Origin of the sequence: Moritella sp. Urea-trap-13 (assembly GCF_002836355.1) — a bacterium.
Classification (GTDB): domain Bacteria; phylum Pseudomonadota; class Gammaproteobacteria; order Enterobacterales; family Moritellaceae; genus Moritella.
Genome location: NZ_PJCA01000033.1, coordinates 33,279 through 56,280, shown reverse-complemented (window position 1 = coordinate 56,280; position 23,002 = coordinate 33,279). Strand labels below are relative to the sequence as shown.

At 41.8% G+C, this 23,002-nt stretch carries 17 protein-coding genes, 4 tRNA genes and 1 riboswitch; of the genes, 3 read left to right on the top strand and 18 right to left on the bottom strand.

Translation table 11 applies throughout. The features are described 5' to 3' along the window. Nucleotides 1–58: 58 nt before the first annotated feature. Nucleotides 59–160: riboswitch (TPP riboswitch) on the bottom strand. Between the two features lie 145 nt (nt 161–305). The 14 genes from rpoC to murB form a co-directional block, all read right to left on the bottom strand. Continuing rightward, nucleotides 306–4,589 carry a DNA-directed RNA polymerase subunit beta' gene (gene rpoC, locus CXF93_RS15725; protein ID WP_101063486.1) on the bottom strand — a complete coding sequence of 1,428 codons (4,284 nt, stop codon included), beginning with the start codon at nt 4,587–4,589 and terminating at the stop codon, nt 306–308. A 97-nt stretch (nt 4,590–4,686) separates the two neighbouring features. Next, nucleotides 4,687–8,724 carry a DNA-directed RNA polymerase subunit beta gene (gene rpoB / locus CXF93_RS15720; RefSeq protein ID WP_101063485.1) on the bottom strand — a complete coding sequence of 1,346 codons (4,038 nt, stop codon included), beginning with the start codon at nt 8,722–8,724 and terminating at the stop codon, nt 4,687–4,689. A 233-nt stretch (nt 8,725–8,957) separates the two neighbouring features. Continuing rightward, nucleotides 8,958–9,323, bottom strand: a complete 366-nt coding sequence (gene rplL / locus CXF93_RS15715; RefSeq protein ID WP_101063484.1) for a 50S ribosomal protein L7/L12 — start codon at nt 9,321–9,323, stop codon at nt 8,958–8,960. A 47-nt stretch (nt 9,324–9,370) separates the two neighbouring features. Continuing rightward, nucleotides 9,371–9,874: a 50S ribosomal protein L10 gene (gene rplJ, locus CXF93_RS15710; RefSeq protein WP_017222502.1), complete on the bottom strand. Its 504-nt coding sequence runs from the start codon at nt 9,872–9,874 to the stop codon at nt 9,371–9,373. Between the two features lie 372 nt (nt 9,875–10,246). After that, the gene (gene rplA / locus CXF93_RS15705) at nt 10,247–10,945 is read right to left on the bottom strand and encodes a 50S ribosomal protein L1 (protein ID WP_101063483.1); all 699 of its coding nucleotides are present in this window, start codon (nt 10,943–10,945) and stop codon (nt 10,247–10,249) included. A gap of 6 nt (nt 10,946–10,951) precedes the next feature. Continuing rightward, a complete protein-coding gene (rplK, locus tag CXF93_RS15700; protein ID WP_101063482.1) occupies nt 10,952–11,380 on the bottom strand; it encodes a 50S ribosomal protein L11 in 429 nt (142 codons plus the stop codon). A gap of 185 nt (nt 11,381–11,565) precedes the next feature. Beyond that, on the bottom strand, nt 11,566–12,108 hold the full coding sequence (gene nusG / locus CXF93_RS15695) for a transcription termination/antitermination protein NusG (protein ID WP_017222499.1): 543 nt from the start codon (nt 12,106–12,108) through the stop codon (nt 11,566–11,568). A gap of 4 nt (nt 12,109–12,112) precedes the next feature. Further along, nucleotides 12,113–12,490 (bottom strand): preprotein translocase subunit SecE, encoded by a 378-nt coding sequence (gene secE / locus CXF93_RS15690; RefSeq protein ID WP_019442535.1) that lies wholly within the window; start codon nt 12,488–12,490, stop codon nt 12,113–12,115. Between the two features lie 329 nt (nt 12,491–12,819). Next, nucleotides 12,820–12,895: transfer RNA gene (locus tag CXF93_RS15685), tRNA-Thr, on the bottom strand. A gap of 5 nt (nt 12,896–12,900) precedes the next feature. Then, a tRNA-Gly gene (locus tag CXF93_RS15680) sits at nt 12,901–12,975 on the bottom strand. 19 nt (nt 12,976–12,994) lie between these two features. Next, nucleotides 12,995–13,079, bottom strand: a tRNA-Tyr gene (locus CXF93_RS15675). A gap of 28 nt (nt 13,080–13,107) precedes the next feature. Next, nucleotides 13,108–13,183 (bottom strand) — tRNA-Thr (locus CXF93_RS15670). Between the two features lie 150 nt (nt 13,184–13,333). Beyond that, nucleotides 13,334–14,293, bottom strand: coding sequence for a bifunctional biotin--[acetyl-CoA-carboxylase] ligase/biotin operon repressor BirA (gene birA / locus CXF93_RS15665; protein ID WP_232784240.1), 960 nt, complete (start codon nt 14,291–14,293; stop codon nt 13,334–13,336). A 1-nt stretch (nt 14,294) separates the two neighbouring features. After that, a complete protein-coding gene (gene murB / locus CXF93_RS15660) occupies nt 14,295–15,326 on the bottom strand; it encodes a UDP-N-acetylmuramate dehydrogenase (protein WP_232784239.1) in 1,032 nt (343 codons plus the stop codon). 83 nt (nt 15,327–15,409) lie between these two features. Here murB and CXF93_RS15655 point away from each other — a divergent pair, with 83 nt between their 5' ends. Next, nucleotides 15,410–15,838, top strand: a complete 429-nt coding sequence (locus CXF93_RS15655; RefSeq protein ID WP_101063480.1) for a GNAT family N-acetyltransferase — start codon at nt 15,410–15,412, stop codon at nt 15,836–15,838. A gap of 66 nt (nt 15,839–15,904) precedes the next feature. Further along, nucleotides 15,905–16,963, top strand: a complete 1,059-nt coding sequence (locus tag CXF93_RS15650) for a 3-deoxy-7-phosphoheptulonate synthase (RefSeq protein ID WP_101063479.1) — start codon at nt 15,905–15,907, stop codon at nt 16,961–16,963. 100 nt (nt 16,964–17,063) lie between these two features. Here CXF93_RS15650 and glpX read toward each other — a convergent pair whose 3' ends face one another. From glpX to CXF93_RS15635, 3 genes are all read right to left on the bottom strand, one after another. Next, nucleotides 17,064–18,080, bottom strand: a complete 1,017-nt coding sequence (gene glpX / locus CXF93_RS15645; RefSeq protein WP_101063478.1) for a class II fructose-bisphosphatase — start codon at nt 18,078–18,080, stop codon at nt 17,064–17,066. A gap of 150 nt (nt 18,081–18,230) precedes the next feature. After that, nucleotides 18,231–20,144 carry an MOSC N-terminal beta barrel domain-containing protein gene (locus CXF93_RS15640; RefSeq protein WP_101063477.1) on the bottom strand — a complete coding sequence of 638 codons (1,914 nt, stop codon included), beginning with the start codon at nt 20,142–20,144 and terminating at the stop codon, nt 18,231–18,233. Between the two features lie 47 nt (nt 20,145–20,191). Continuing rightward, nucleotides 20,192–20,836 carry a lysoplasmalogenase gene (locus CXF93_RS15635; protein ID WP_101063476.1) on the bottom strand — a complete coding sequence of 215 codons (645 nt, stop codon included), beginning with the start codon at nt 20,834–20,836 and terminating at the stop codon, nt 20,192–20,194. A gap of 210 nt (nt 20,837–21,046) precedes the next feature. On the opposite strand from CXF93_RS15635, the gene CXF93_RS22140 reads away from it, so the two are divergent. After that, nucleotides 21,047–21,193 carry a hypothetical protein gene (locus CXF93_RS22140; RefSeq protein ID WP_198551686.1) on the top strand — a complete coding sequence of 49 codons (147 nt, stop codon included), beginning with the start codon at nt 21,047–21,049 and terminating at the stop codon, nt 21,191–21,193. 35 nt (nt 21,194–21,228) lie between these two features. Here the strand turns inward: CXF93_RS22140 and CXF93_RS15630 are convergent, their stop codons facing one another. After that, a complete protein-coding gene (locus CXF93_RS15630; RefSeq protein ID WP_101063475.1) occupies nt 21,229–22,866 on the bottom strand; it encodes a hybrid sensor histidine kinase/response regulator in 1,638 nt (545 codons plus the stop codon). Nucleotides 22,867–23,002 lie beyond the last annotated feature (136 nt).

The window sequence follows — 23,002 nt, the reverse complement described above, 5'->3', positions numbered from 1 at the left end:
GTTATAAAAAGCCGCCTTAAATTACCTCGGGCAAACCTAGTTTTACACTCACATTATTGTATTAATCACTCTTGTTTCCTTACGCAGGTATTAGCCTGATCAGGTTCCACGGATCCCATATTTAAATGGTCTCAGCCCTAAAGCACTCCGACAAGAGGTCAGAGTATAGACTGCTATGACGTTAAAAAACAAGTAAAAAAAAGGCGCCCTATAAAGGGCGCCTTCACTATTTAATAATAGTAAGCAAGTAAATCAGTGGGTCTGTCATCACTTGCAAACAACTTTAATTGCATTCAGCAAATCAATTAAAGGTTATTTAATAGGTTAGCTAAGTTCTGTTCAGCTTCGTCAGTTGTTACTTCTGTCATTACTGCTTCTACTTTACCAGCACGTTTTTTAGCACGTTCTTGATGATAAGTGAAACCAGTACCAGCAGGGATTAGACGACCAACGATAACGTTCTCTTTCAGACCACGAAGGTCATCGATCTTACCATGAACAGCTGCGTCTGTTAGAACACGTGTTGTTTCTTGGAAAGATGCAGCTGAGATAAATGACTCAGTTGCAAGAGAAGCTTTAGTAATACCCATAAGCATGTGTTGGTACACGGCTGGTTGCTTGCCTTCAGCTTCTAGCTGACGGTTAGCAATTTTCAGACGTGAGACTTCAGCTTGCTCGCCTGGTAAGAAATGACTATCACCAGCAGAGATTACATTCGCTTTACGTAGCATTTGACGAACGATAGTTTCAATGTGCTTATCGTTAATCTTCACGCCTTGTAGACGGTATACTTCTTGAACTTCGTTCGCGATATAGTTCGCAACATGGCTAATGCCACGTAGACGTAAGATATCGTGTGCTGATTCAGGGCCATCGGCGATAACTTCACCTTTAGCAACCTTCTCACCTTCGAACACGTTCAAGTGACGCCATTTAGGGATCATTTCTTCGTAAGCTTCAGCACCATCAGTAGGTGTGATAACTAGACGACGTTTACCTTTAGTTTCTTTACCGAAACTAATAGTACCTGAGATTTCCGCTAAGATAGCAGCATCTTTTGGCTGACGCGCTTCAAACAGATCCGCTACGCGTGGTAGACCACCCGTAATATCACGTGTTTTCGAGCTTTCTTGAGGAATACGCGCTAGCGCTTCACCAATAGTAACTAATGCGCCATCTTCTAGGTTAACGATTGCATTTGACGGTAAGAAGTATTGTGCAACAACTTCTGTACCAGGAATGAATAAATCATTACCTGCTGCGTCAACAAGTTTAACCATAGGACGTAAATCTTTACCTGCAGTAACACGTGCTGACGGGTCAAGAATAACTGTGCTAGATAGACCAGTAAGATCATCCGTTTGCTTAGTAACCGTAATACTCTCAATCAAGTCTACAAACTTAATTTGACCAGCCACCTCGGTGATGATTGGGTGAGTATGCGGGTCCCAGTTAGCAAGGATGCTACCAGACTCAATAGCTGCGCCATCTTTATAGTCAACAATCGAACCGTAAGGTAGTTTATGGCTTTCTTTAGTACGACCGTTTTCATCAATAATCGTGATTTCTGATGAACGTGAAGTAATAACCAGTTTGCCGTCTGCGTTCTCAACGAATTTCTCGTTGTGGAACTTAATAGTACCCGTGTTTTTCACTTGGATATTATTTTCTGCAGATGCTCTCGATGCCGCACCACCAATGTGGAATGTACGCATCGTTAACTGTGTACCAGGTTCACCAATTGATTGTGCTGCAACAACACCAACTGCTTCACCTTGACCAACGATATTGCCACGTGCTAAATCGCGACCGTAACAAGCTGCACAAACACCGAAGTCATTGTCACAAGTAATTACCGAGCGAACTTTCATTTGATCAACTGAGTGTTCTTCTAAGAAATCACAGTATTTTTCGTCTAGTAATGTATTGCGTGGAAGAATTACTTCACCCGTAACTGGGTTTAATACATCTTCAGCAACAACACGACCTAGAACACGATCACGTAGCGGTTCAACAACATCGCCACCTTCAATATGAGGTGTGATGATTAGACCGTTTTCAGTACCACAATCAATCTCGTTAATTACAAGATCTTGTGCAACGTCAACAAGACGACGAGTTAGGTAACCCGAGTTTGCTGTTTTAAGTGCTGTATCGGCTAGACCTTTACGTGCACCATGCGTTGAGATGAAGTACTGAAGTACGTTTAGACCTTCGCGGAAGTTAGCGGTAATCGGTGTTTCAATAATTGAACCATCCGGTTTCGCCATCAGACCACGCATACCCGCTAACTGACGGATCTGAGCGGCACTACCACGTGCACCAGAATCGGCCATCATAAAGATACTGTTGAATGATTTCTGTGTCTCAGATTCACCTAACGAGTTAAGTTTAGTTTCTGTAGACAAGTTATCCATCATCGCTTTTGAGATGTGCTCATTGGCACGTGCCCAAATATCAATAACTTTATTGTAACGCTCACCCGCTGTAACAAGACCTGATTGGAATTGCTCTTGGATTTGAGTTACTTCAACTTCAGCTTCTGCGATTAAGGTTTTCTTTTCGTCCGGAATAACCATGTCATCGATACCAACAGATGCACCAGAAAGGGCAGCGTAATGGAAACCGGTGTACATTAGTTGATCGGCGAAAACAACCGTATCTTTAGGGCCTAATAGACGGTAACAGTCATTTAGTAGCTTAGAAATCTGCTTTTTACCTAACGCTTCGTTAGATACTTTCAGGATCCAGTTAGCTGGGTTCGCTGCAAGTTTAGCTTCTTCTTCCGCTGTTAAAGTTTTAGCCGGATCGATTAGTTCATATGGTAGACCTTTAGGGGCTACTAAAGAAAGAATCGCACGACCTACTGTTGTGTTCTTCAGTTCAGTGCGAACTGTAACTTCACCAGTGTCTTCGTCTTTAAGATTTTCTGTAATACGTACTTTAACACGTGCATGTAGTTCAGCATGGCCACTGCGATATAGCTTTTCAGCTTCTTCAGGGCTGCCTAATACCATGCCTTCACCCTTGGCAGCAATGCCAGAACGAGTCATGTAGTAAAGACCTAATACAACGTCTTGAGAAGGTACGATAACCGGCTCACCATTCGCAGGTGATAAGATGTTATTCGTAGACATCATCAGTGTACGCGCTTCCAATTGAGCTTCAATTGTTAACGGTACGTGTACAGCCATCTGATCGCCATCGAAATCGGCGTTGTATGCAGAACATACTAGAGGGTGTAACTGAATTGCTTTACCTTCAATTAGAACAGGTTCGAATGCTTGAATACCAAGTCTATGTAGAGTTGGTGCTCGGTTAAGCATTACTGGATGTTCGCGGATCACGTCGTCTAGGATATCCCAAACTTCAGGGCCTTCGCGTTCAACCATTTTCTTAGCTGCTTTAATCGTTGTCGCAAAACCACGTGCTTCTAATTTACCGTAGATGAATGGCTTGAATAGCTCAAGTGCCATTTTCTTAGGTAGACCACATTGGTGTAAGCGTAACGTTGGTCCAACTGTAATTACAGAACGACCAGAGTAATCCACACGTTTACCAAGTAGATTCTGACGGAAACGACCTTGTTTACCCTTGATCATATCAGCAAGAGATTTAAGAGGACGTTTGTTAGAACCAGTAATCGCACGACCACGACGACCATTATCTAATAGCGCATCAACAGATTCTTGTAACATACGTTTTTCGTTACGTACAATGATATCTGGAGCAGCTAAGTCTAATAGACGTTTTAGACGGTTGTTACGGTTGATCACACGACGGTAAAGGTCATTCAGATCAGAAGTCGCAAAACGGCCACCATCTAGTGGTACTAATGGACGAAGATCTGGCGGTAATACCGGCAGTACGTTCATGATCATCCACTCTGGTTTGTTACCAGATATAGCGAATGCTTCCATTAATTTAAGACGTTTAGTGATCTTCTTACGTTTAGTTTCAGAGTTTGTAGTCTCTAATTCTTCACGCATTTCTTCGATGTCTTGGTTTAGGTTAAGATCTTGTAACAAAGAAAGTACAGCTTCTGCACCCATCTTCGCGTCAAATTCATCACCCCATTCTTCTAGGTTGTCAAGATACTGCTCTTCAGTCAGCATCATGCCACGCTCTAGCGAAGTCATACCAGGTTCGATAACAACATATGATTCGAAGTAAAGAATACGTTCGATATCACGTAGCGTCATGTCTAATAAAAGACCGATGCGAGATGGTAATGATTTCAAGAACCAAATGTGTGCAACAGGAGACGCTAATTCGATGTGGCCCATACGGTCACGACGAACTTTAGTTTGCGTTACTTCTACGCCACATTTTTCACAGATAACACCACGGTGCTTCAGACGCTTATATTTTCCGCAAAGACATTCGTAATCTTTTACTGGGCCGAAAATACGCGCACAGAATAAACCGTCACGTTCTGGTTTAAAGGTACGGTAGTTGATGGTTTCTGGCTTTTTAACTTCACCAAAAGACCAAGAACGGATCTGTTCCGGAGAAGCTAGACCAATCTTGATACCATCGAATTCTTCCGATTTACCTTGTTGTTTTAGAAACTTTAATAAGTCTTTCACGTTTTTCTCCACTGGGAGTGAAAACTAAGCAGCCTCAACTCACAGAATGAGTCGAGGCGCAATGCTAATCAAAAATCAGAATTAACTCTAATTAGAGTTATTTCTTGTTTTTGTTTTCATCTAGTTCGATGTTAATACCCAACGAGCGGATCTCTTTCAACAATACGTTGAATGATTCAGGCATACCTGGGTCCATACGATGATCGCCGTCTACGATGTTTTTATACATCTTAGTACGACCGTTCACGTCATCAGACTTAACAGTTAGCATCTCTTGTAGAGTATATGCTGCACCGTATGCTTCCAGAGCCCATACTTCCATCTCACCGAAACGCTGTCCACCGAACTGAGCTTTACCACCCAGCGGCTGCTGAGTAACTAGGCTGTAAGAACCGGTAGAACGTGCATGCATCTTGTCATCAACCAAGTGATTCAGTTTCAGCATGTACATGTAACCAACAGTAACTGGACGTTCAAAGACGTTACCTGTGCGACCATCAAATAGCTCTAATTGACCTGATTCTGGTAAATCAGCTAATTTAAGCATTTCTTTGATTTCAGCTTCAGCAGCACCATCAAACGCAGGTGTTGCCATTGGCAGACCTTTACGTAAGTTTTGTGCAAGCACACGAACTTGATCATCAGAGTAAGTAGATAAATCTACTTTTTGATGCGAGTTGCCGATATCGTAAGCTTTTTGCATAAACTCACGGATCTTAGCAAGATCTTGTTGTTCTTTGATCATGTTATCGATTTTACTACCGATTCCACGAGCAGCAAGACCCAAGTGAACTTCAAGTACCTGACCGATGTTCATACGCGATGGTACACCCAGCGGGTTCAGTACGATATCAACTGGCTCACCAAACTTATCGTGCGGCATGTCTTCAATAGGAACGATTGTTGAAATCACACCTTTGTTACCATGACGACCGGCCATTTTATCACCCGGTTGGATACGACGTTTAACAGCTAGATATACTTTAACAATCTTAAGTACACCTGGTGCTAGGTCATCACCTTGGGTAATTTTACGGCGTTTGATATCGAACTTAGAATCAAATTCAGCACGTAGCTCATCATGTTGCTTAGCTAGGCCTTCTAATTGAGTCTGTTGTTCTTCATCAGCAAGAACAATCTCTAACCATTGCGAGCGAGAAACAGCATTAAGTTGCTCTTCCGTTTTACCAGCAGCTAGTAATAGAGATTTAACGCGACCGAATAAGCTTTCTTCGAAGATAGATAATTCTTCAGTTAAGTCTTTTTTCGCTTCACGCAGTTGCATCTGCTCGATGTCTTGTGCACGTTTGTCTTTATCTACGCCATCACGGGTAAATACTTGCACGTCAATTACAGTACCGTAAACAGAGTTAGGTACACGTAATGAACTGTCTTTTACATCAGATGCTTTTTCACCGAAGATAGCTCGTAGAAGCTTTTCTTCAGGCGTTAATTGTGTTTCACCTTTAGGGGTTACTTTACCTACCAGGATATCACCCGGTTTAACTTCAGCACCAACGTAAACGATACCAGACTCATCTAGTTTAGATAATGCACTTTCACCCACGTTAGGGATGTCAGCTGTAATCTCTTCACTACCAAGTTTAGTATCACGCGCAATCGATGACAATTCTTGAATGTGGATAGTCGTTAGACGATCTTCTTTTACAACGCGTTCTGATACAAGGATTGAATCCTCGAAGTTGTAACCATTCCAAGGCATGAATGCAATACGCATGTTCTGGCCAAGTGCTAATTCACCAAGATCCGTTGAAGGACCGTCAGCAAGCACGTCGCCTTTAACCACTGCTTCACCAGTTAATACTGTTGGGCGTTGGTTAATACATGTGTTTTGATTCGAACGTGTGTACTTAGTTAGCGTGTAGATATCAATACCCGCTTCACCTGGTACTAGTTCATCTTCGTTAACTTTAACGATGATACGACTTGCATCAGCATAGTCGATTGAACCGCCACGTAGCGCAACAACAGTTACACCAGAATCGATTGCTACCGCGCGTTCAATACCAGTACCTACTAATGGCTTATCAGCATTTAGCGTTGGTACTGCTTGACGTTGCATATTCGCACCCATCAATGCACGGTTAGCATCATCGTGTTCTAGGAACGGAATTAGCGATGCTGCCACAGAAATAATCTGCTGTGGTGATACGTCCATAAACTGAATGTTATCCGCAGACATAAAGGTAGTTTCACCTTTGTGACGACATGGGATAAATTCATCTTGTAAGATACCGTTAGTATCTACTGTCGCGTTAGCCTGTGCTACTGCATACAGACCTTCTTCGATAGCAGAAAGGTATTGAACGTCATTAGTTACTTGGCCGTTGATTACTTTACGGAATGGAGTTTCTAAGAAACCATAATCGTTAGTACGGGCAAATACAGCTAGTGAGTTAATTAGACCAATGTTTGGTCCCTCTGGAGTCTCAATCGGACATAAACGACCGTAATGAGTTGGATGTACGTCACGTACCTCAAAACCAGCACGTTCACGTGTTAGACCACCAGGCCCTAATGCAGAAATACGACGTTTGTGCGTCACTTCTGACAATGGGTTATTTTGATCCATAAACTGAGACAGTTGTGATGAACCAAAGAACTCTTTAATCGCAGCTGAAATCGGCTTAGCATTGATTAAATCTTGTGGCATTACTGCATCAAGATCACCAAGACTTAGACGTTCACGAACAGCACGTTCTACACGAACTAAACCAACACGGAATTGGTTTTCTGCCATTTCGCCAACTGAACGAATACGACGGTTACCAAGGTGATCGATATCATCAACCTCGCCTTTACCGTTACGGATATTAATCAAAGTTTTCATCACTTCAACAATATCTGATTTGTCCAGTATGCCTGCACCAGTATCTTCTTCACGGCCAATACGGCGGTTGAACTTCATACGGCCTACACTAGATAGGTCATAACGTTCTTCAGCGAAGAATAGATTTTGGAATAGGCCTTCTGCCGCTTCACGCGTTGGTGGTTCACCAGGACGCATCATACGGTAGATTTCAACTAACGCTTCAAGTTTGTTAGTAGTTGAGTCAACACGCAATGTGTCAGACATGTAACTACCTACATCAAGGTCGTTCGTATAAAGAACATCAATTACCTTGATACCAGCTTGAGACAATTCAGCAACAGACTCTAGTGTTAGTTCAGCATTCGCTGCAACAATCACTTCGCCTGTGTCTTCATTGATGTAATCTTTAGAAGCTACTTTACCAGCGATATACTCTAACGGTACTTCGATCTCATTAATGCTGTCTTTTTCAAATTTCTTGATATGACGAGCAGTAATACGACGACCACTTTCAACATATACTTCGCCATTAACGATGATGTCAAATACAGCAGTTTCGCCACGTAGACGGTCTGGCATTAGTTCCATCAATAACTTGCCATCTTTAACTTCGAAACGTGTTGTATCAAAGAAGATTGCTAAGATTTCTTCCGTCGTGAACTCAAGTGCACGAAGAATAATTGATGATGGTAATTTACGACGACGGTCAATACGAACGAATAAGCTATCTTTCGGATCGAATTCAAAGTCTAACCATGAACCACGGTAAGGAATAACGCGTGCGTTATATAATACTTTACCTGATGAATGAGTTTTACCTTTGTCGTGATCGAAGAATACACCAGGACTACGGTGTAACTGAGATACGATAACACGTTCAGTACCATTGATAACAAAAGTACCAGTTTCAGTCATTAATGGGATTTCACCCATATAGACTTCTTGTTCTTTGATATCTTTAATAGTACCTGCTGGTGCATCACGATCGTATAATACAAGACGTAATTTAACACGTAGCGGTGCAGAATAAGTAACACCACGGATTTGACATTCTTTAACATCAAAAACAGGTTCACCTAAACGGTACGATACATATTGAAGTTCTGAAGTTCCAGAGTAACTTTTAATAGGGAACACGCTACGGAATGCTGCTTCCAGGCCGTATTCACCTGTGTGATCCATTTCTAAAAACTTTTTAAAAGAGCTAGTTTGGATAGCCAACATTTGCGGTTTAGCCACAACTGGTGCACTTTTACCAAAGTCTTTACGGATACGTTTTTTTTCGGTATTAGAGTAAACCATTTGGTTCCTCAGCTCGCTGATAAGTGACCCACTCTGCCCTGAAAAAGGACAGCTCTAACAACATCATTATATGTTTTTTATACTGTCTCGACCAAATGAATTGAGCTAAACAGTGCGCAGAATTTTGGTTGAAATGATGTGAAATATCCAAACATCCTATAGCGCAAAAAGGCCGGCGATTAAAAAATCACCAGCCAATGCCTTATGAAGGCAATAATCTATTCAAGAATAGATTATTTAAGCTCAACAGTACAGCCAGCTTCTTCAAGAGTAGCTTTAAGTGCTTCTGCTTCAGCTTTATCAACGCCTTCTTTGATAGCTGCAGGTGCAGATTCAACAACACCTTTTGCTTCTTTAAGGCCAAGACCTGTAGCAGCACGAACAGCTTTAATAGCTTTAACTTTGTTTTCGCCAAAAGAAGTAAGAATTACGTCGAATTCTGTTTGCTCTTCTTCTGCAGCAGCAGTAGCGCCGCCAGCAACAACTGCAGCAGCAGCTGATACGCCGAATTTTTCTTCCATTGCTTCGATTAATTCAACAACTTCCATAACAGAAAGTTCAGCAATTGCGTCGATGATTTGGTCTTTAGTAATAGACATGTGTCATTCCTAGTATTGTAAAATTTATTTTAGACAAAGCGGCTAAATTAAGCAGCTTCTTGCTCTTTTTGATCGCGTAAAGCAGCCAATGTACGTACAAGTTTGCCAGCTGATGCTTCTTTCATAGTCATCATTAACTGAGCAATTGCTTCGTCGTATGTTGGTAGTGTTGCTAGTTTATCAATGTTTTCCGCACCGATAAATTCGCCTTCAAATGCTAACGCTTTAACTGTGAAAGATTCTTCTTGTGCAGCGAAGTCTTTTAATAGACGAGCTGCAGCACCTGGGTGCTCATTAGAGAATGCGATCAGAGTTGGACCGGTAAATACTTCGTTCAGGCACTGAAAATCAGTACCTTCAACAGCACGCTTCATAAGAGTATTACGTACTACACGAATGTATACGTTATTCTCACGAGCTAGCTTGCGAAGACCAGTCATTGCACCTACAGTAACGCCACGTGAATCAGCAACTACTGCAGAAAGCGCAGCCTTGGCAGCTTCGTTGACTTCAGCAACAATTGCTTTTTTGTCGTCGAGACCTAATGCCATGGTCTATACTCCTGGATAAAACCGATATGAAATCGGTATTAAAAATTTCCGACTAATACCTAAAGTTAAACTTAAATACTAGACGAACCATTACGGCTTGGATTCCAGAAGAAATAAATTCTTCAGGGGCCCTGCACCATCTACGTAGGAAAGATCAAGTATTAACTAAAATAGCCGATCATTATTAAGTTATACTTACAATGTAAGTCTAACTCCTACGGTCTTGGACGGAAGCAAGCAGTATCAAGTATAAACTCAACATTGTTACTTCAACCCACATTTTTGCAAACCCGTTAGTACTAATAAATTAGTCTTAACCAGTCTACTAATTTTAAGGAAGCAAATTATACTAGATAAATTACTTCCTGTAAATTATTTAGTCTCTAGCGTTGCAATATCAACAGAAAGACCTGCACCCATCGTAGTAGATAGGCTGATCTTCTTGATGAATTGACCTTTAGCAGAGGCTGGTTTGCCTTTGTTAAGAGCTTTCAATAGAGACTCAAGGTTTTCCTTGATTTGTACAGCTTCAAAATCCACTTTACCGATAGTAGTGTGGATGATGCCAGCTTTGTCGTTACGGTAACGAACTTGACCAGACTTAGCATTTTTAACTGCAGTCGCAACGTCAGGAGTTACAGTACCAACTTTAGGGTTTGGCATTAAACCGCGTGGACCTAGGATTTGACCTAGTTGACCAACAACACGCATAGCGTCTGGAGATGCGATAACAACATCAAAGTTAAGCTCACCGGCTTTAACTTGTGCAGCTAGATCGTCCATACCTACGATGTCAGCGCCAGCAGCTTTAGCAGCTTCAGCGTTAGCACCTTGTGTAAATACTGCAACACGTACTTCACGACCAGTACCGTGTGGTAGCACAGTAGCGCCACGAACGTTTTGGTCAGATTTACGTGAATCAATACCTAGGTTTACAGAAACATCGATGCTTTCTTTGAATTTAGCTGATGCTAATTCTTTAAGAAGTTCAACTGCTTCGTTTATTTCGTAAGCTTTTGTAGATTCCACTTTTTCGCGGATCGTACGCATACGTTTAGAAAGTTTAGCCATTCCGAATTATCCTTCTACGTTCAAGCCCATCGAGCGAGCTGTACCAGCAATAGTGCGAACCATTGCTTCTAGATCAGCGCCCGTAAGGTCTGGTTGTTTAGTGTTAGAGATCTCTTCCAGCTGAGCGCGAGTAACAGTACCCACTTTATCAGTGTTAGGACGACCAGAACCAGACTTGATGCCTGCTGCTTTCTTAAGTAAGAAAGATGCTGGTGAAGTCTTTGTTTCGAACGTAAATGAACGATCAGAATAAACTGTGATAACAACAGGAGTCGGAGAACCCTTTTCAACAGAATCTGTTTTTGCGTTAAACGCTTTACAGAATTCCATGATGTTAACACCGTGTTGACCTAGTGCAGGACCAACTGGTGGACTAGGATTCGCCATACCAGCTGAAACTTGCAGCTTAATATATGCAGTAACTTTTTTAGCCATTTTAATTTACCTTAAATATGGGTGCGAACGCTGTATCCAACATAGATACTAGCTTCCCGAAAAACAAGGGCAGCGAATTATAGATATAATTGCTGCCCTTGCCAAGCATTTTGTTGAAAATTCATTCAATAAAACGCAAATATGATTGTATTCGACCTTACCTTTAACCTAAATGGTTATTGGTATTAGCCTTTTTCTACTTGACCGAAATCTAATTCAACCGGAGTAGAACGACCGAAGATCAATACAGAAACTTTTAAGCGACTCTTTTCGTAGTCAACTTCTTCAACAACACCGTTAAAGTCTGCGAATGGACCGTCAGATACACGAACCACTTCACCCACTTCAAATAACGTCTTAGGACGCGGCTTATCAATTGCATCTTGAAGACGGTTAAGAATACGATCAGCTTCTTTAGTCGTAATTGGAGCTGGACGTTCTTTAGTACCGCCAATGAAACCAAGCACACGTGGTAAACTGCTTACCAAATGCCATGATTCATCGTTCATTACCATTTGAACTAAAACGTAGCCAGGGAAGAACTTACGTTCACTCTTGCGGCGTTGACCAGCACGCATTTCAACAACTTCTTCCGTTGGAACAAGTACTTCACCGAAGTATTCTTCCATGTTGTGAATTCGAATGTGTTCTGTTAATGTTTTTTGAACACGACCTTCAAAACCGGAAAAGGCTTGAACTACGTACCATCTCATTTTCTGTTCAGACATGAACTTATACCTTTACATCTGTGATAAATGCAACTACACGAACTAGAATACCATCTAATCCCCATAGCACTAACGCCATAATAGCGGTAACAACTAATACGATAAGTGTAGTTTGGATTGCCTCTTGGCGTGTAGGCCAAACTACTTTACGTACTTCTGTTCTTGATTCAGATGCAAACTCAAGCGCATTGCGCCCTTTACTTGTCTGTAATGCAATGCCACCAGCAATAACAGCGGCAATAATTACAGCAACTGCGCGGATTAACACTGATTCTTCACTAAAAATATTGTTACCAATAACTGTGCCAATTAGAATTATAGCAACTAGTACCCATTTTACAGTTTCTAGTGCTTTTCCTTGGTTTTCAGTATTTGAAGTCATACTACTAACCTGTACCTTAAAGACAAAAAAATCCGCTGTTACACGGTGATGACAGTGGCAGGAGGGAGATAATCGAACTCACAAACATCAGTTTGGAGACCGCCTTTCTACCAATTGGAACTACCCCTACAAACGGAGCACCTAATTATAGGGGCTTTCATTTTTCATGCAAGTTATTCGTAAATAATTATGAATAATATTTGAATTACAAATAGCTTAAATAGATTATGATTAAATTATTTTTGATTATTTTTAAGGTGTAGTTATTTTTAAGGTGTAATTATTTGATATGAAGAATACAGAGAAGAAGAAATACTTTACCTAAAAAATGGTGCTGATACCCAGAATCGAACTGGGGACCTCATCCTTACCAAGGATGCGCTCTACCGACTGAGCCATATCAGCGAATTTGGAGCGGGCGGCGGGAATCGAACCCGCATTATCAGCTTGGAAGGCTGGAGTAATAGCCATTATACGACGCCCGCATGCGTCCTGAATACAAAGTGGTGGAGGGAGAAGGATTCGAACCTTCGAAGGCTGAGCCGTCAGATTTACAGTCTGATCCCTTTGGCCACTCGGGAACCCCTCCACATATTGTACTTCAGTAACTAGTTAAATGGTGCCGACTGCCGGAGTCGAACTGGCGACCTACTGATTACAAGTCAGTTGCTCTACCTACTGAGCTAAGTCGGCGGCGTCACTTAACGAGGAAGGATATTAGAGTAAGCCCCTACCTCTTGCAACCTTAATCGCTAAAAACTAGTTTTTTTTAATTCAGCTGATGAATTATTAGCCACTTCGACTAAGCTTCGAGTCAAAAGACAGCATAACATCAACTGCCGATTAGACTTCAGCGCGTCGCAATGATACCTCACCACCGACATGTGGACAGATAATACCGTCAATTTCTAATAATAACGCGCCAGTATGATCAATGCCTTTGGCTATACCGTGTTTTTGTTTCTCACCCAAGGTTAAAATCACCGGGCAATCTTTAAATGCATCACAACGATTCCACTCTTCGACAAAATGAGAAAAACCAAATTGTTCAAAGTCAGTTAATATTTTAACTAGATGGGATAAATAGCGCGTTGCCAGCTGATTACGATCTATCGGCTGTTGCAGTTGTTGACTGATATCAGTCCAAGCTTGATCTATTTCTAACCCTGCTTGCAATGGCATATTGACGTTAAGTCCCAAACCTATGACTAAATGACATTCACCACCAGCCGTGGCGATAATTTCAACCAGTACCCCGGCAATTTTTTTACCATCAACATAGACATCATTCGGCCATTTCAACTGGGTATTGGCAATGCCTAAATCGGTGAGCGTACGTTCTACGGCAATACCGATCACCAAGCTTAAACCTGATGCGGCCTGAATACCGGCGTCAAGGTTCCAGTAAGTACTGGTATACAGATGAGAGCCATAAGGCGATACCCATTTTTTACCCCGGCGTCCGCGTCCAGCAGTCTGATATTCCGCAAAGCAGCTGTGGCCTTTATGTAATAACGCGGCTTTATCCAATAAATGTTGATTGGTCGATCCGAGTACTTGATGACTTTCAACCGTGACACAACTACCTGCAGCAATCAGTTGGGCATCAATTAACTGCAAAGGCGCAGAAAGTTTATAACCTTTACCGGTGACCTTAAATACATCCAAGCCTATGGTTTCTAATACCTTGACCTGCTTGCTAACAGCCATGCGGCTGACACCTAAGGTTTCACCCAAGGCTTCACCTGAATGGAATTCACCATCAGCAAGTAACCGAATTAACTGTTGTCGTGACGCTGTCATATTAACCACGGCACACCTCCGCCAAGTTAGTTTCACCGTCACGGCCGATAAAGCGCACTTCATGCTGTAGCTCGACCGCAAAACGTGCTGACACCGTCGTTTGTATATGTTTCGCAAGCATAACGATATCATGTGCCGTCGCCGTGCCAGTATTGACGATGACCAAGGCTTGCTCAGTGTGCACTTGCGCGCCACCTTGCTGATAACCTTTTAAATTACATTGATCAATTAACCAGCCCGCCGCTAATTTAATCTTACCGCCCGCGGGATAATGCGGCATGCTTGGGTTTTTATCAGCAATTATGTCAAATTGGGCTTTACTGATGATCGGGTTTTTAAAGAAGCTACCCGCATTACCCAGTTTATTCGGGTCGGGCAGTTTTTGTTGGCGAGTCAAGCAAACCTGCTTAAAAATTGTTAATGCCGAGGCTTCAGCGCCTAAACTGGCTAGCGGACCATAATTAATTTTAGCCACCCAAGGTTTAGGTAATTTAATACCCACAGCCGTGATCACTGCTTTATCTTTAAGCGCGCCTTTGAAAATACTATCACGGTAATCAAATTGGCATTCTGCAGGTGCGTAACGTCGTACCTTTAAGCTTTCAATATCAAGTACATCGACATAATCGCAGAAATCTTTCAGCTCAACGCCATAAGCACCAATGTTTTGCACTGGCGCGGCACCGACAACACCAGGGATCAGGGCTAAATTTTCTAAACCTGCATAGCCTTGCGCCAAGGTCCACTGGACAAACCCATGCCAGTTTTCACCTGCAGCAACATGTAAGCTGACCACATCATCGGCTGATTCATTAACTGTAATACCGGTTAAACAAATTCGAATAACGAGTCCATTGAAGTCATCACAAAACAATAAATTACTGCCGCCACCAAGGATTAACCGCTGAGGTGCGGGGATTGCTAATGCTAATTTCAACTCAGTTAAGGTTGTCACTGTGACAAATTGCGCCGCATAAGCATCAACACCAAAACTGGTGTAAGGTTTTAAATTATGATTTTTTAGTATTTGCATGAAATAATTAGCACTCGTAAAGCATGATCCCATGCAGATAGTACCGTATCTGTATGCAAAACCGAATAATAAAAGGTAACGAGATGCAGTTTCAGTGGTTAAAGAAAATAGAGAACCCATTAGTTAAGCCTTTTTATAAACAATATTTACCCTACTCTCGGCCCAACAAGGCAGAACGTATTGCGGTATTAAAAGATAACAATACCATTGTCGCCTGCGCCCGTTTACGCCCTATAGGAGAGCTGATGTTATTAACCGGGATGTTAGTCTCGCCCGATTACCGTGGCCAACAGCTAGGTCATCGGTTATTACGCGATATGCGTTCTCACTTCACCTCAGATAAAACCTTTACCTTTGCTCTGCCGCACCTTGCCGATTTTTATCATCAGCATGGTTTTACTCCGACAGAACAGGCACCAAACGATATCCAGCAACGTTTTTTGGCCTATCAGCAGCAAGGAAAATCCCTACTGTTATTAGGCTTTAATGATTCTAATCAAGCTGACACCTGATTATCTTTATAATAATATGAAATTACGTTAAGCTGATCACAGCCCATAATTAGACTAATAGACATCATGACAATTAAAACAGACGAACTTAGAACTACCTATATCGATCAGGTGATCACTCCGAGTCAACTGATTAAAGAGTTTCCATTATCTGATAGCGCCGCACAGCAGCTAGTCAATAACCGCCGTGAAATAGAAGCGATTATTGAAGGCAAAGACAAACGCTTGTTGGTTATCATTGGTCCTTGCTCAATTCATGATACTAGCGCGGCTTTAGATTACGCTCGCCGTCTAAAACCATTGCAAGAGCAGTATAAAGACAGCTTAGTCATTGCAATGCGAGTGTACTTTGAAAAACCACGTACAATTGTGGGCTGGAAAGGCTTGATCAGCGATCCTGATTTAAACGGTAAATATCAAGCAAATAAAGGCTTACGTTTAGCGCGTGAGTTGTTAGTTGATATTACTGAAATCGGTTTGCCTATAGCCACTGAATTCCTAGATATGGTTAACGGTCAATATATTGCCGATTTAATCAGCTGGGGCGCAATTGGCGCAAGAACAACAGAAAGCCAAGTGCACCGCGAAATGGCATCAGCATTATCTTGCCCTGTAGGTTTCAAAAATGGCACTGACGGCAATACTAAAATTGCTATTGATGCAGTGCGAGCGGCACAGGTAGAGCATATCTTCTATTCACCAGATAAAGATGGTCTGATGACGGTATACCAGACGCACGGTAACCCATTTGGTCACGTTATCTTACGTGGTGGTAAGACCCCTAACTATGCACAATCACATATCGATGTTGCAACCCAAGCATTAACTGATGCTGGCTTAGCACCGTCTGTTATCGTTGATTTCAGCCATGGTAACAGCCAAAAACTCCACACTAATCAGCTTATTGTGGCTGAAGATGTAATGGCGCAGATGCGCACAGGTAGCATGCAGATTTCAGGCATTATGGCTGAAAGCTTTATTGAAGAAGGTAATCAAGCTGTTGTTGCTGGCGAGCCACTTGTTTATGGTAAGAGCATTACTGATGCTTGTATCCATTGGCAAGACACTGAAAAATTATTAGCGGATCTTGCACTAGCAGCAAGTGATCGTATCGCTATCGCATAAGCGCAGCACTAAATAGTACTATATTGTAGAAATTAAAAAGCCGCGTTATTGACGCGGCTTTTTGTTATCTATCCCATCAGTCTTTATTTTTAGACACGCTTTAAAGAATGATACTCTGCAGATCTGCGCCTTTACGGTTAAGCATATGTATTGACTTAATGCGACGAATGGTGCCTGACTTACCACGAATAACCAAAGTTTCCGTGGTAGCAATATTACCTTTACGCTGCACACCTTCAACCAAATCACCTTTGGTAATACCTGTCGCGGCAAAAATCACATTATCGGTTTTTGCTAATTTATCCAGCGGTAAGATCTCACCAACAACCAAGCCTAATGCCTGACAACGTGAAATTTCAATTTCACCTGCAGCGCGGTTTTCGGGCGTATCACCTTTCACATCATGACGTGCTAATAATCGCGCCTGCATGTTACCGTCCATTGCACGTATTGCCGCCGCCGAGATAACCCCTTCAGGCGCGCCACCAATGCAATACATCATATCGACTTCGCTATCTGGCATACAACATAAGATAGACGCAGCGACATCACCATCAGGTAGTGCGAATACACGCACACCCATCGCTTGCATCGCTTTAATTGTTGAATCGTGACGTGGTTTAGCTAAAGTCACGACAGTTAACTCTGTGAGGTCTTTATTCAGCGCCTTAGCGACATTACGAATATTGTCTTCAAGCGATAAATTTAAATCAATGGCGTCTTTCGCATCTGGGCCAACGACTAATTTTTCCATATACATGTCAGGTGCTTTTAGAAATGCGCCTTTCTCACCAACGGCTAGTACAGCAACCGCATTGGACTGACCCATCGCAGTCATGCGCGTGCCTTCAATCGGGTCTACCGCGATATCGACCGCATCAGCACCGGCTATTTTGGTACCGACTTTTTCACCGATATAGAGCATAGGTGCTTCATCGATTTCACCTTCACCAATGACGATCTCACCATCAATATCAATTTTGTTTAACATCACACGCATGGCTTCAACTGCAGCACCATCGGCAATATTCTTATCACCACGGCCTAGCCATTTATAACCAGCAAGGGCAGCCGCTTCAACGACGCGCGAAAATTCAATGGCAAGTGTACGTTTCATTTGTTAACTCCTATACATAAGTAGGTAAATTTTAAAGCACTACTTATTTAATTACAATTTGAGAACCGTTATATTTATACATCTAATATTTAAGATCATATTTAAAACTCATATTAAAAGTAATAACCCCCAATACATCAGCATTATGACCTAACTAATAACTACATCCGTTTGTGGTATGCAACTACACGCCAGTATTTTTTTAGCCTTTTTACCATCATCAGTTAATGCATGATCGGCAAGTACCCGTACTTCACCCGATTCTAAGGTCACTCGACAAACACCGCAGTAACCCGCTCGGCAGTTATAAGGGATATTTACGCCATTTTTTTCTGCTTGTTCTAATAAGGTGGTTTTGTTATCACCAACAAAGCTGGTGTCCCAACTATCCAATAGGATATTCACCGGCTTACCCGGCGTCTCTGAATGTTTATGATCACCAAAGCTTTCAGTAAACTGTTGCTCAGCGGATACATTTAGCGCCGTTAACGCCGAGGTCATGGTACTCATAAACGCTTCAGGACCACAGACATACACAGAGCGTTCATTAATATCACGCACCACATCAGCTAGCATTTGCTGATCAATACGCCCCGTTAACCCTGTCCAATCACTTTGTTTTTTTTCACCTGTTAAGGTTAATAGCAAGCGCATATTGGTATGCTGACGTGTCAGTAGCTGTAGTTCATCAAGGGCAATCAAGTCTTCGGCAGTTTTTGCACTGTAAAAGAAGACAATGTCTTTATCACATTCAGTATCGGCATAATACCGCGCCATCGACAGCATAGGGGTAATACCACTGCCAGCTGACAGTAATAGTAATTTCTGTGTTGTCGCAGTAAATGCATGAAATGGGCCACGCGGTGATGATGCGCCTAAGCGACCGCCAACCGTTAAATTATCATTCAACCAGTTGGAAGCTTTACCTTCAGGCACACGCTTTACCGTAATCGCTAATAAGTCTGGTCGGCTGGGTGATGATGACAAGGTATAGTTGCGCATCACCAGATCCTGACCAATCTTTAGATTAAGCGTAATGAATTGCCCCGGTTTATAATTCAATAGCGCAGCGGGTTCAACCCGAAAACGAAACGTTTTAGTATCTGGCGTTTCATCAATAACCGCGACACAACATAACTGGCGGGTTTCGCCTTTGCCCCATAAGGTTTTAGCTTGTTGCTGAGCAGGATGTTTCACTATCGATTTGGGTGCTAATACCACTGGTTGCTGTTTAGGGCGATTATCGGCATAAAACTTAGGGGCATGATATTCCAATACTTCAATACTATCACCCAACTTAATCACGGCATCGTTATGACTAATTAAGTTTTGGCCGAAATCAATTCGGCCATCGTTATCTTTGCGGAATAAAATTAGCGTTTTAAGTGGCTCTTTATCATCAGCAAAATGGGTCTCGCCAGGGCTCAATGTCGTAAAGATACAACGTTCACAGGCTTTGACTAATTCAAACTTAGCATCACCTATCTTGATCCGCTTCCAAGTGTCTTCGGCAAAAGGTTCACAACCAGTCACGACTAAGTTAGTTCGGAATTGACGCATATCGATTGGTCGTGCGGTACTACGGTTAAGTTCATCTAGCGAAGCTTGTGAGATTAATAACAGTGGATAACCATCAGCAAAGCCCGTCTGCTTATCAACATTCGCGACTTGGCGTGAAGACTGCGCACCGAAATACAGTAACTGGCAATCAATATCCAGAAATTTCATTAACCAGCGATTAATATCATAGCTACAATGCTGACCTTGAACAATCGAGTCCCAGATCGTTACATCAGTATAATTCGGTTGTAACTCTTTAAACGTGAAGGCAATCGGCGGCATTTTTGGCGCTGACAGCATAATCCCTTGGGCAGCAACTTCAATCTTGATGGTCGAAATTTTAGGCTGCGTTCGACCGGTAATAAACTGTCCTTGCATGTCACTAATCATAAAACGGCGATCATGATCTAAACCCATCTCACTGACCTGTGATTGGGTTAAGTTAATTGCTTTTGCAGACTTTAATGGATAAATAGCCAGTCCAGATAAATTTATTTTAGCCACGAATTAATTCCCTTACTGTAACGACGTTGACACCTTCAGATAGCTGTTTATATAACTGATAGCGCAATAAAATACTGAGCAAGATAATAGCTTACAATAATAACGCCATAAGCACTATGGAACTGTTTCTTAAATCGATCGAATGCCAGTGTTGCGTCTGAAAACAAAAACACAATGGCACCAATAAAGGCATAAAGACTGGTTGAGCTATTTAGACTAAAGTAACGTTCGCCACTGATCCATGCCATGATGACAATAATACTCATGTACACAAAAACTGGCGCTTTCATTGCCGCGAGTGATGGCCACAGTATGGTTAAATACAGCATTGCGACAAGGATTAAAGGCATGATAAGCGCCCAAGTATAAGTCAGATCTAGCTGCATAGAAAAAGCAATAATGTAAGCAACATGGGCTACTAAGAAGCTTAATAAACCGGGGATAAACCTATCTTTGGGGAGCATCAGGAAGATATCACCTAAGGTCGACAACAATAGCCCTAGTAAGATAAGCCAAACATAATCACTGAGGGTTGGGGCTAGATGCCAGCATAGCGCCGCAATTGCCAATGTCGTGATCGGTTTGAATACATAGAACAACCATTTTCGTTCTTTATAGGCACCATATAAGTGCAGTGCTGCGGACACCAAGATAATCAGTGTGCTTATTATTAGCGTCGTTGTAACGTCCATTTTTGACTCTTCCATCGCATTGAATAAATGCTCAATTCTGAGTCATTCCCACTGGTATATACAAGCATTAAAACGCTATAAATGTGCGTGGGTTAACAATTATAAACATAACAACCTGTAATATTAACGAAATGCTAGACAGAAATTAGCGAACTAGACTAGTTTATTCACTCATAAAACGGCTAATAAACACTGATGGAGATTATTATCATGGAACAGCAACAAGCATTACAGAATCACCTTATCGCGATTGAAATGTACATTTGCCATTTAGGTAAAACATTTGAAGAAGCGTGTGATGAACTGAACCTTGATATTACCGACCAGCTTGCGCTAAAAAGCATGATGGTCGCATAAGTAAATCCTGCATAACTGAGGATAGTCGATTAAAATTATTCTTCTGAGCCGACTTTTATTTTTTTATTGAACGGTAATACCACATCAGAGACAGGCAGCTCAAAACCGAGTACACGCACAGTCTCATCAATTAAGCCTTGTCTGGATATGGGTTTATTAATACAGCCTTGCATCTGAGCATGCAAACAACTCTGTAAATCAAACTTTAAGGCATCCTCAACTAACGCGATAATGGGGGTGTTATTATGACTAAAACTAGTATTATCACTGCAACCAGAACGCAACATTTTAGTGGTCGCAATACCATCCGCACCTGGTATCTGCATATAAATAACATCAAAGTTATATTTAGGCATGAGCTCTAGCGCTGCTAAACCGTTATTTGCGGTAACGACCTGCATCTGCAACTGTGTCATCATTTGCTGAGCGACCAGTTGATTTATTTTATTATCTTCGATCAGTAATACTTTCAGTCCCGCTAATTTATCGACGGCGAGATCATTACTACCGACTATATGCTGAGCACGTAATTGATAAGCACGAAGTAATCTTAAATTTATTTTAAACTGCGCCCCTTCACCTAACGTACTGTCCACCTGTAGATGCCCTTGCATCAGGTTAATTAAACGCGAGCAAATGGCTAAGCTTAGACCACCACTAGGTAAGTCATTCGACTTATGATTATACGGCAGTTGTTCGTTATCAAATAAGTGCGCTAGCTTGGTCACTGGAATACCGATCCCCGAATCACTAATAGTAAAAACAAGATCAGCCATTTCACCGTTTTCATGGCTATCATCAACCTGACTGCAGATGACTTTGAGCTCTACAAATCCTCTATCGGTAAATTTCAACGCATTAGCGACCAAGTTAACTAACACTTGTTGCAGGCGAACCGGATCGCCAATATAGAAGCGGTGTAAATCTTCATCGTAATTCAAACTAAAACGTACCCGTAAATTATGATTTATTAATGGTCGCAGGGAAGTATAAACCCGATCTAGTATGGCTAATAAATCAAAACGCACTTCTGCTAACTCTAAATTTCCCGACTCTATTTTAGAATAATCCACGACATCATTTAGCACCATTTGCATATGGGTGGCAGACTGTTGCATTAACTTCAAATATTCTGCTGATTTCATATCTTGTGGCATTTCACACAATAGCTCAGCAGTTCCCAAAATACTATTCATTGGGGTGCGAATATCATTCGTTAAGTTTTCGACAAAATGTTGCTTAGATTGCGCGAGCTGTAATTTATTGCTCTTAGCTTCAGCCATGTTCTGCTGCTGTGAATTCAGTAAATCCACCAGCCCGTCTAACTCAATATAAGGAGAACTAAATGATGCATAAGGACTGTCACTATTCGCAGCCGCAGCTTGGCATTGTTGCTGCAGTATCGCTAAAGGTTGAGAAATCAATCTCTGTAATACCACCTTCGAAATAACCAGGGCGGTAAGTAATAACGGTAATGTAACCAGTAGCAAATTTGTTTTCAGCGTTGTTAATATTTCAGCCTGCAGCGGTGCCACTTGTTGACTCAACACTGCAATAGTAATGAATATAACGGCAATCACAGACGCTAACATAATTAATATTAACGTTCGTATTTTACTGAATAACGAAGACTGTAAAATTATTTTATTGGAATCGACCTTGATCGCTCGCATACCTGTCATCCTTTTAATTCTTATCTAATAAATTTAGCCAATATTGCCAAAATTGCCAAAATTGCTTGAATATCTGCTGTTTTTTCACTAATACAAAATTCCTATAAGGTTTTTAAAAGAGGATAATGGTTTATTT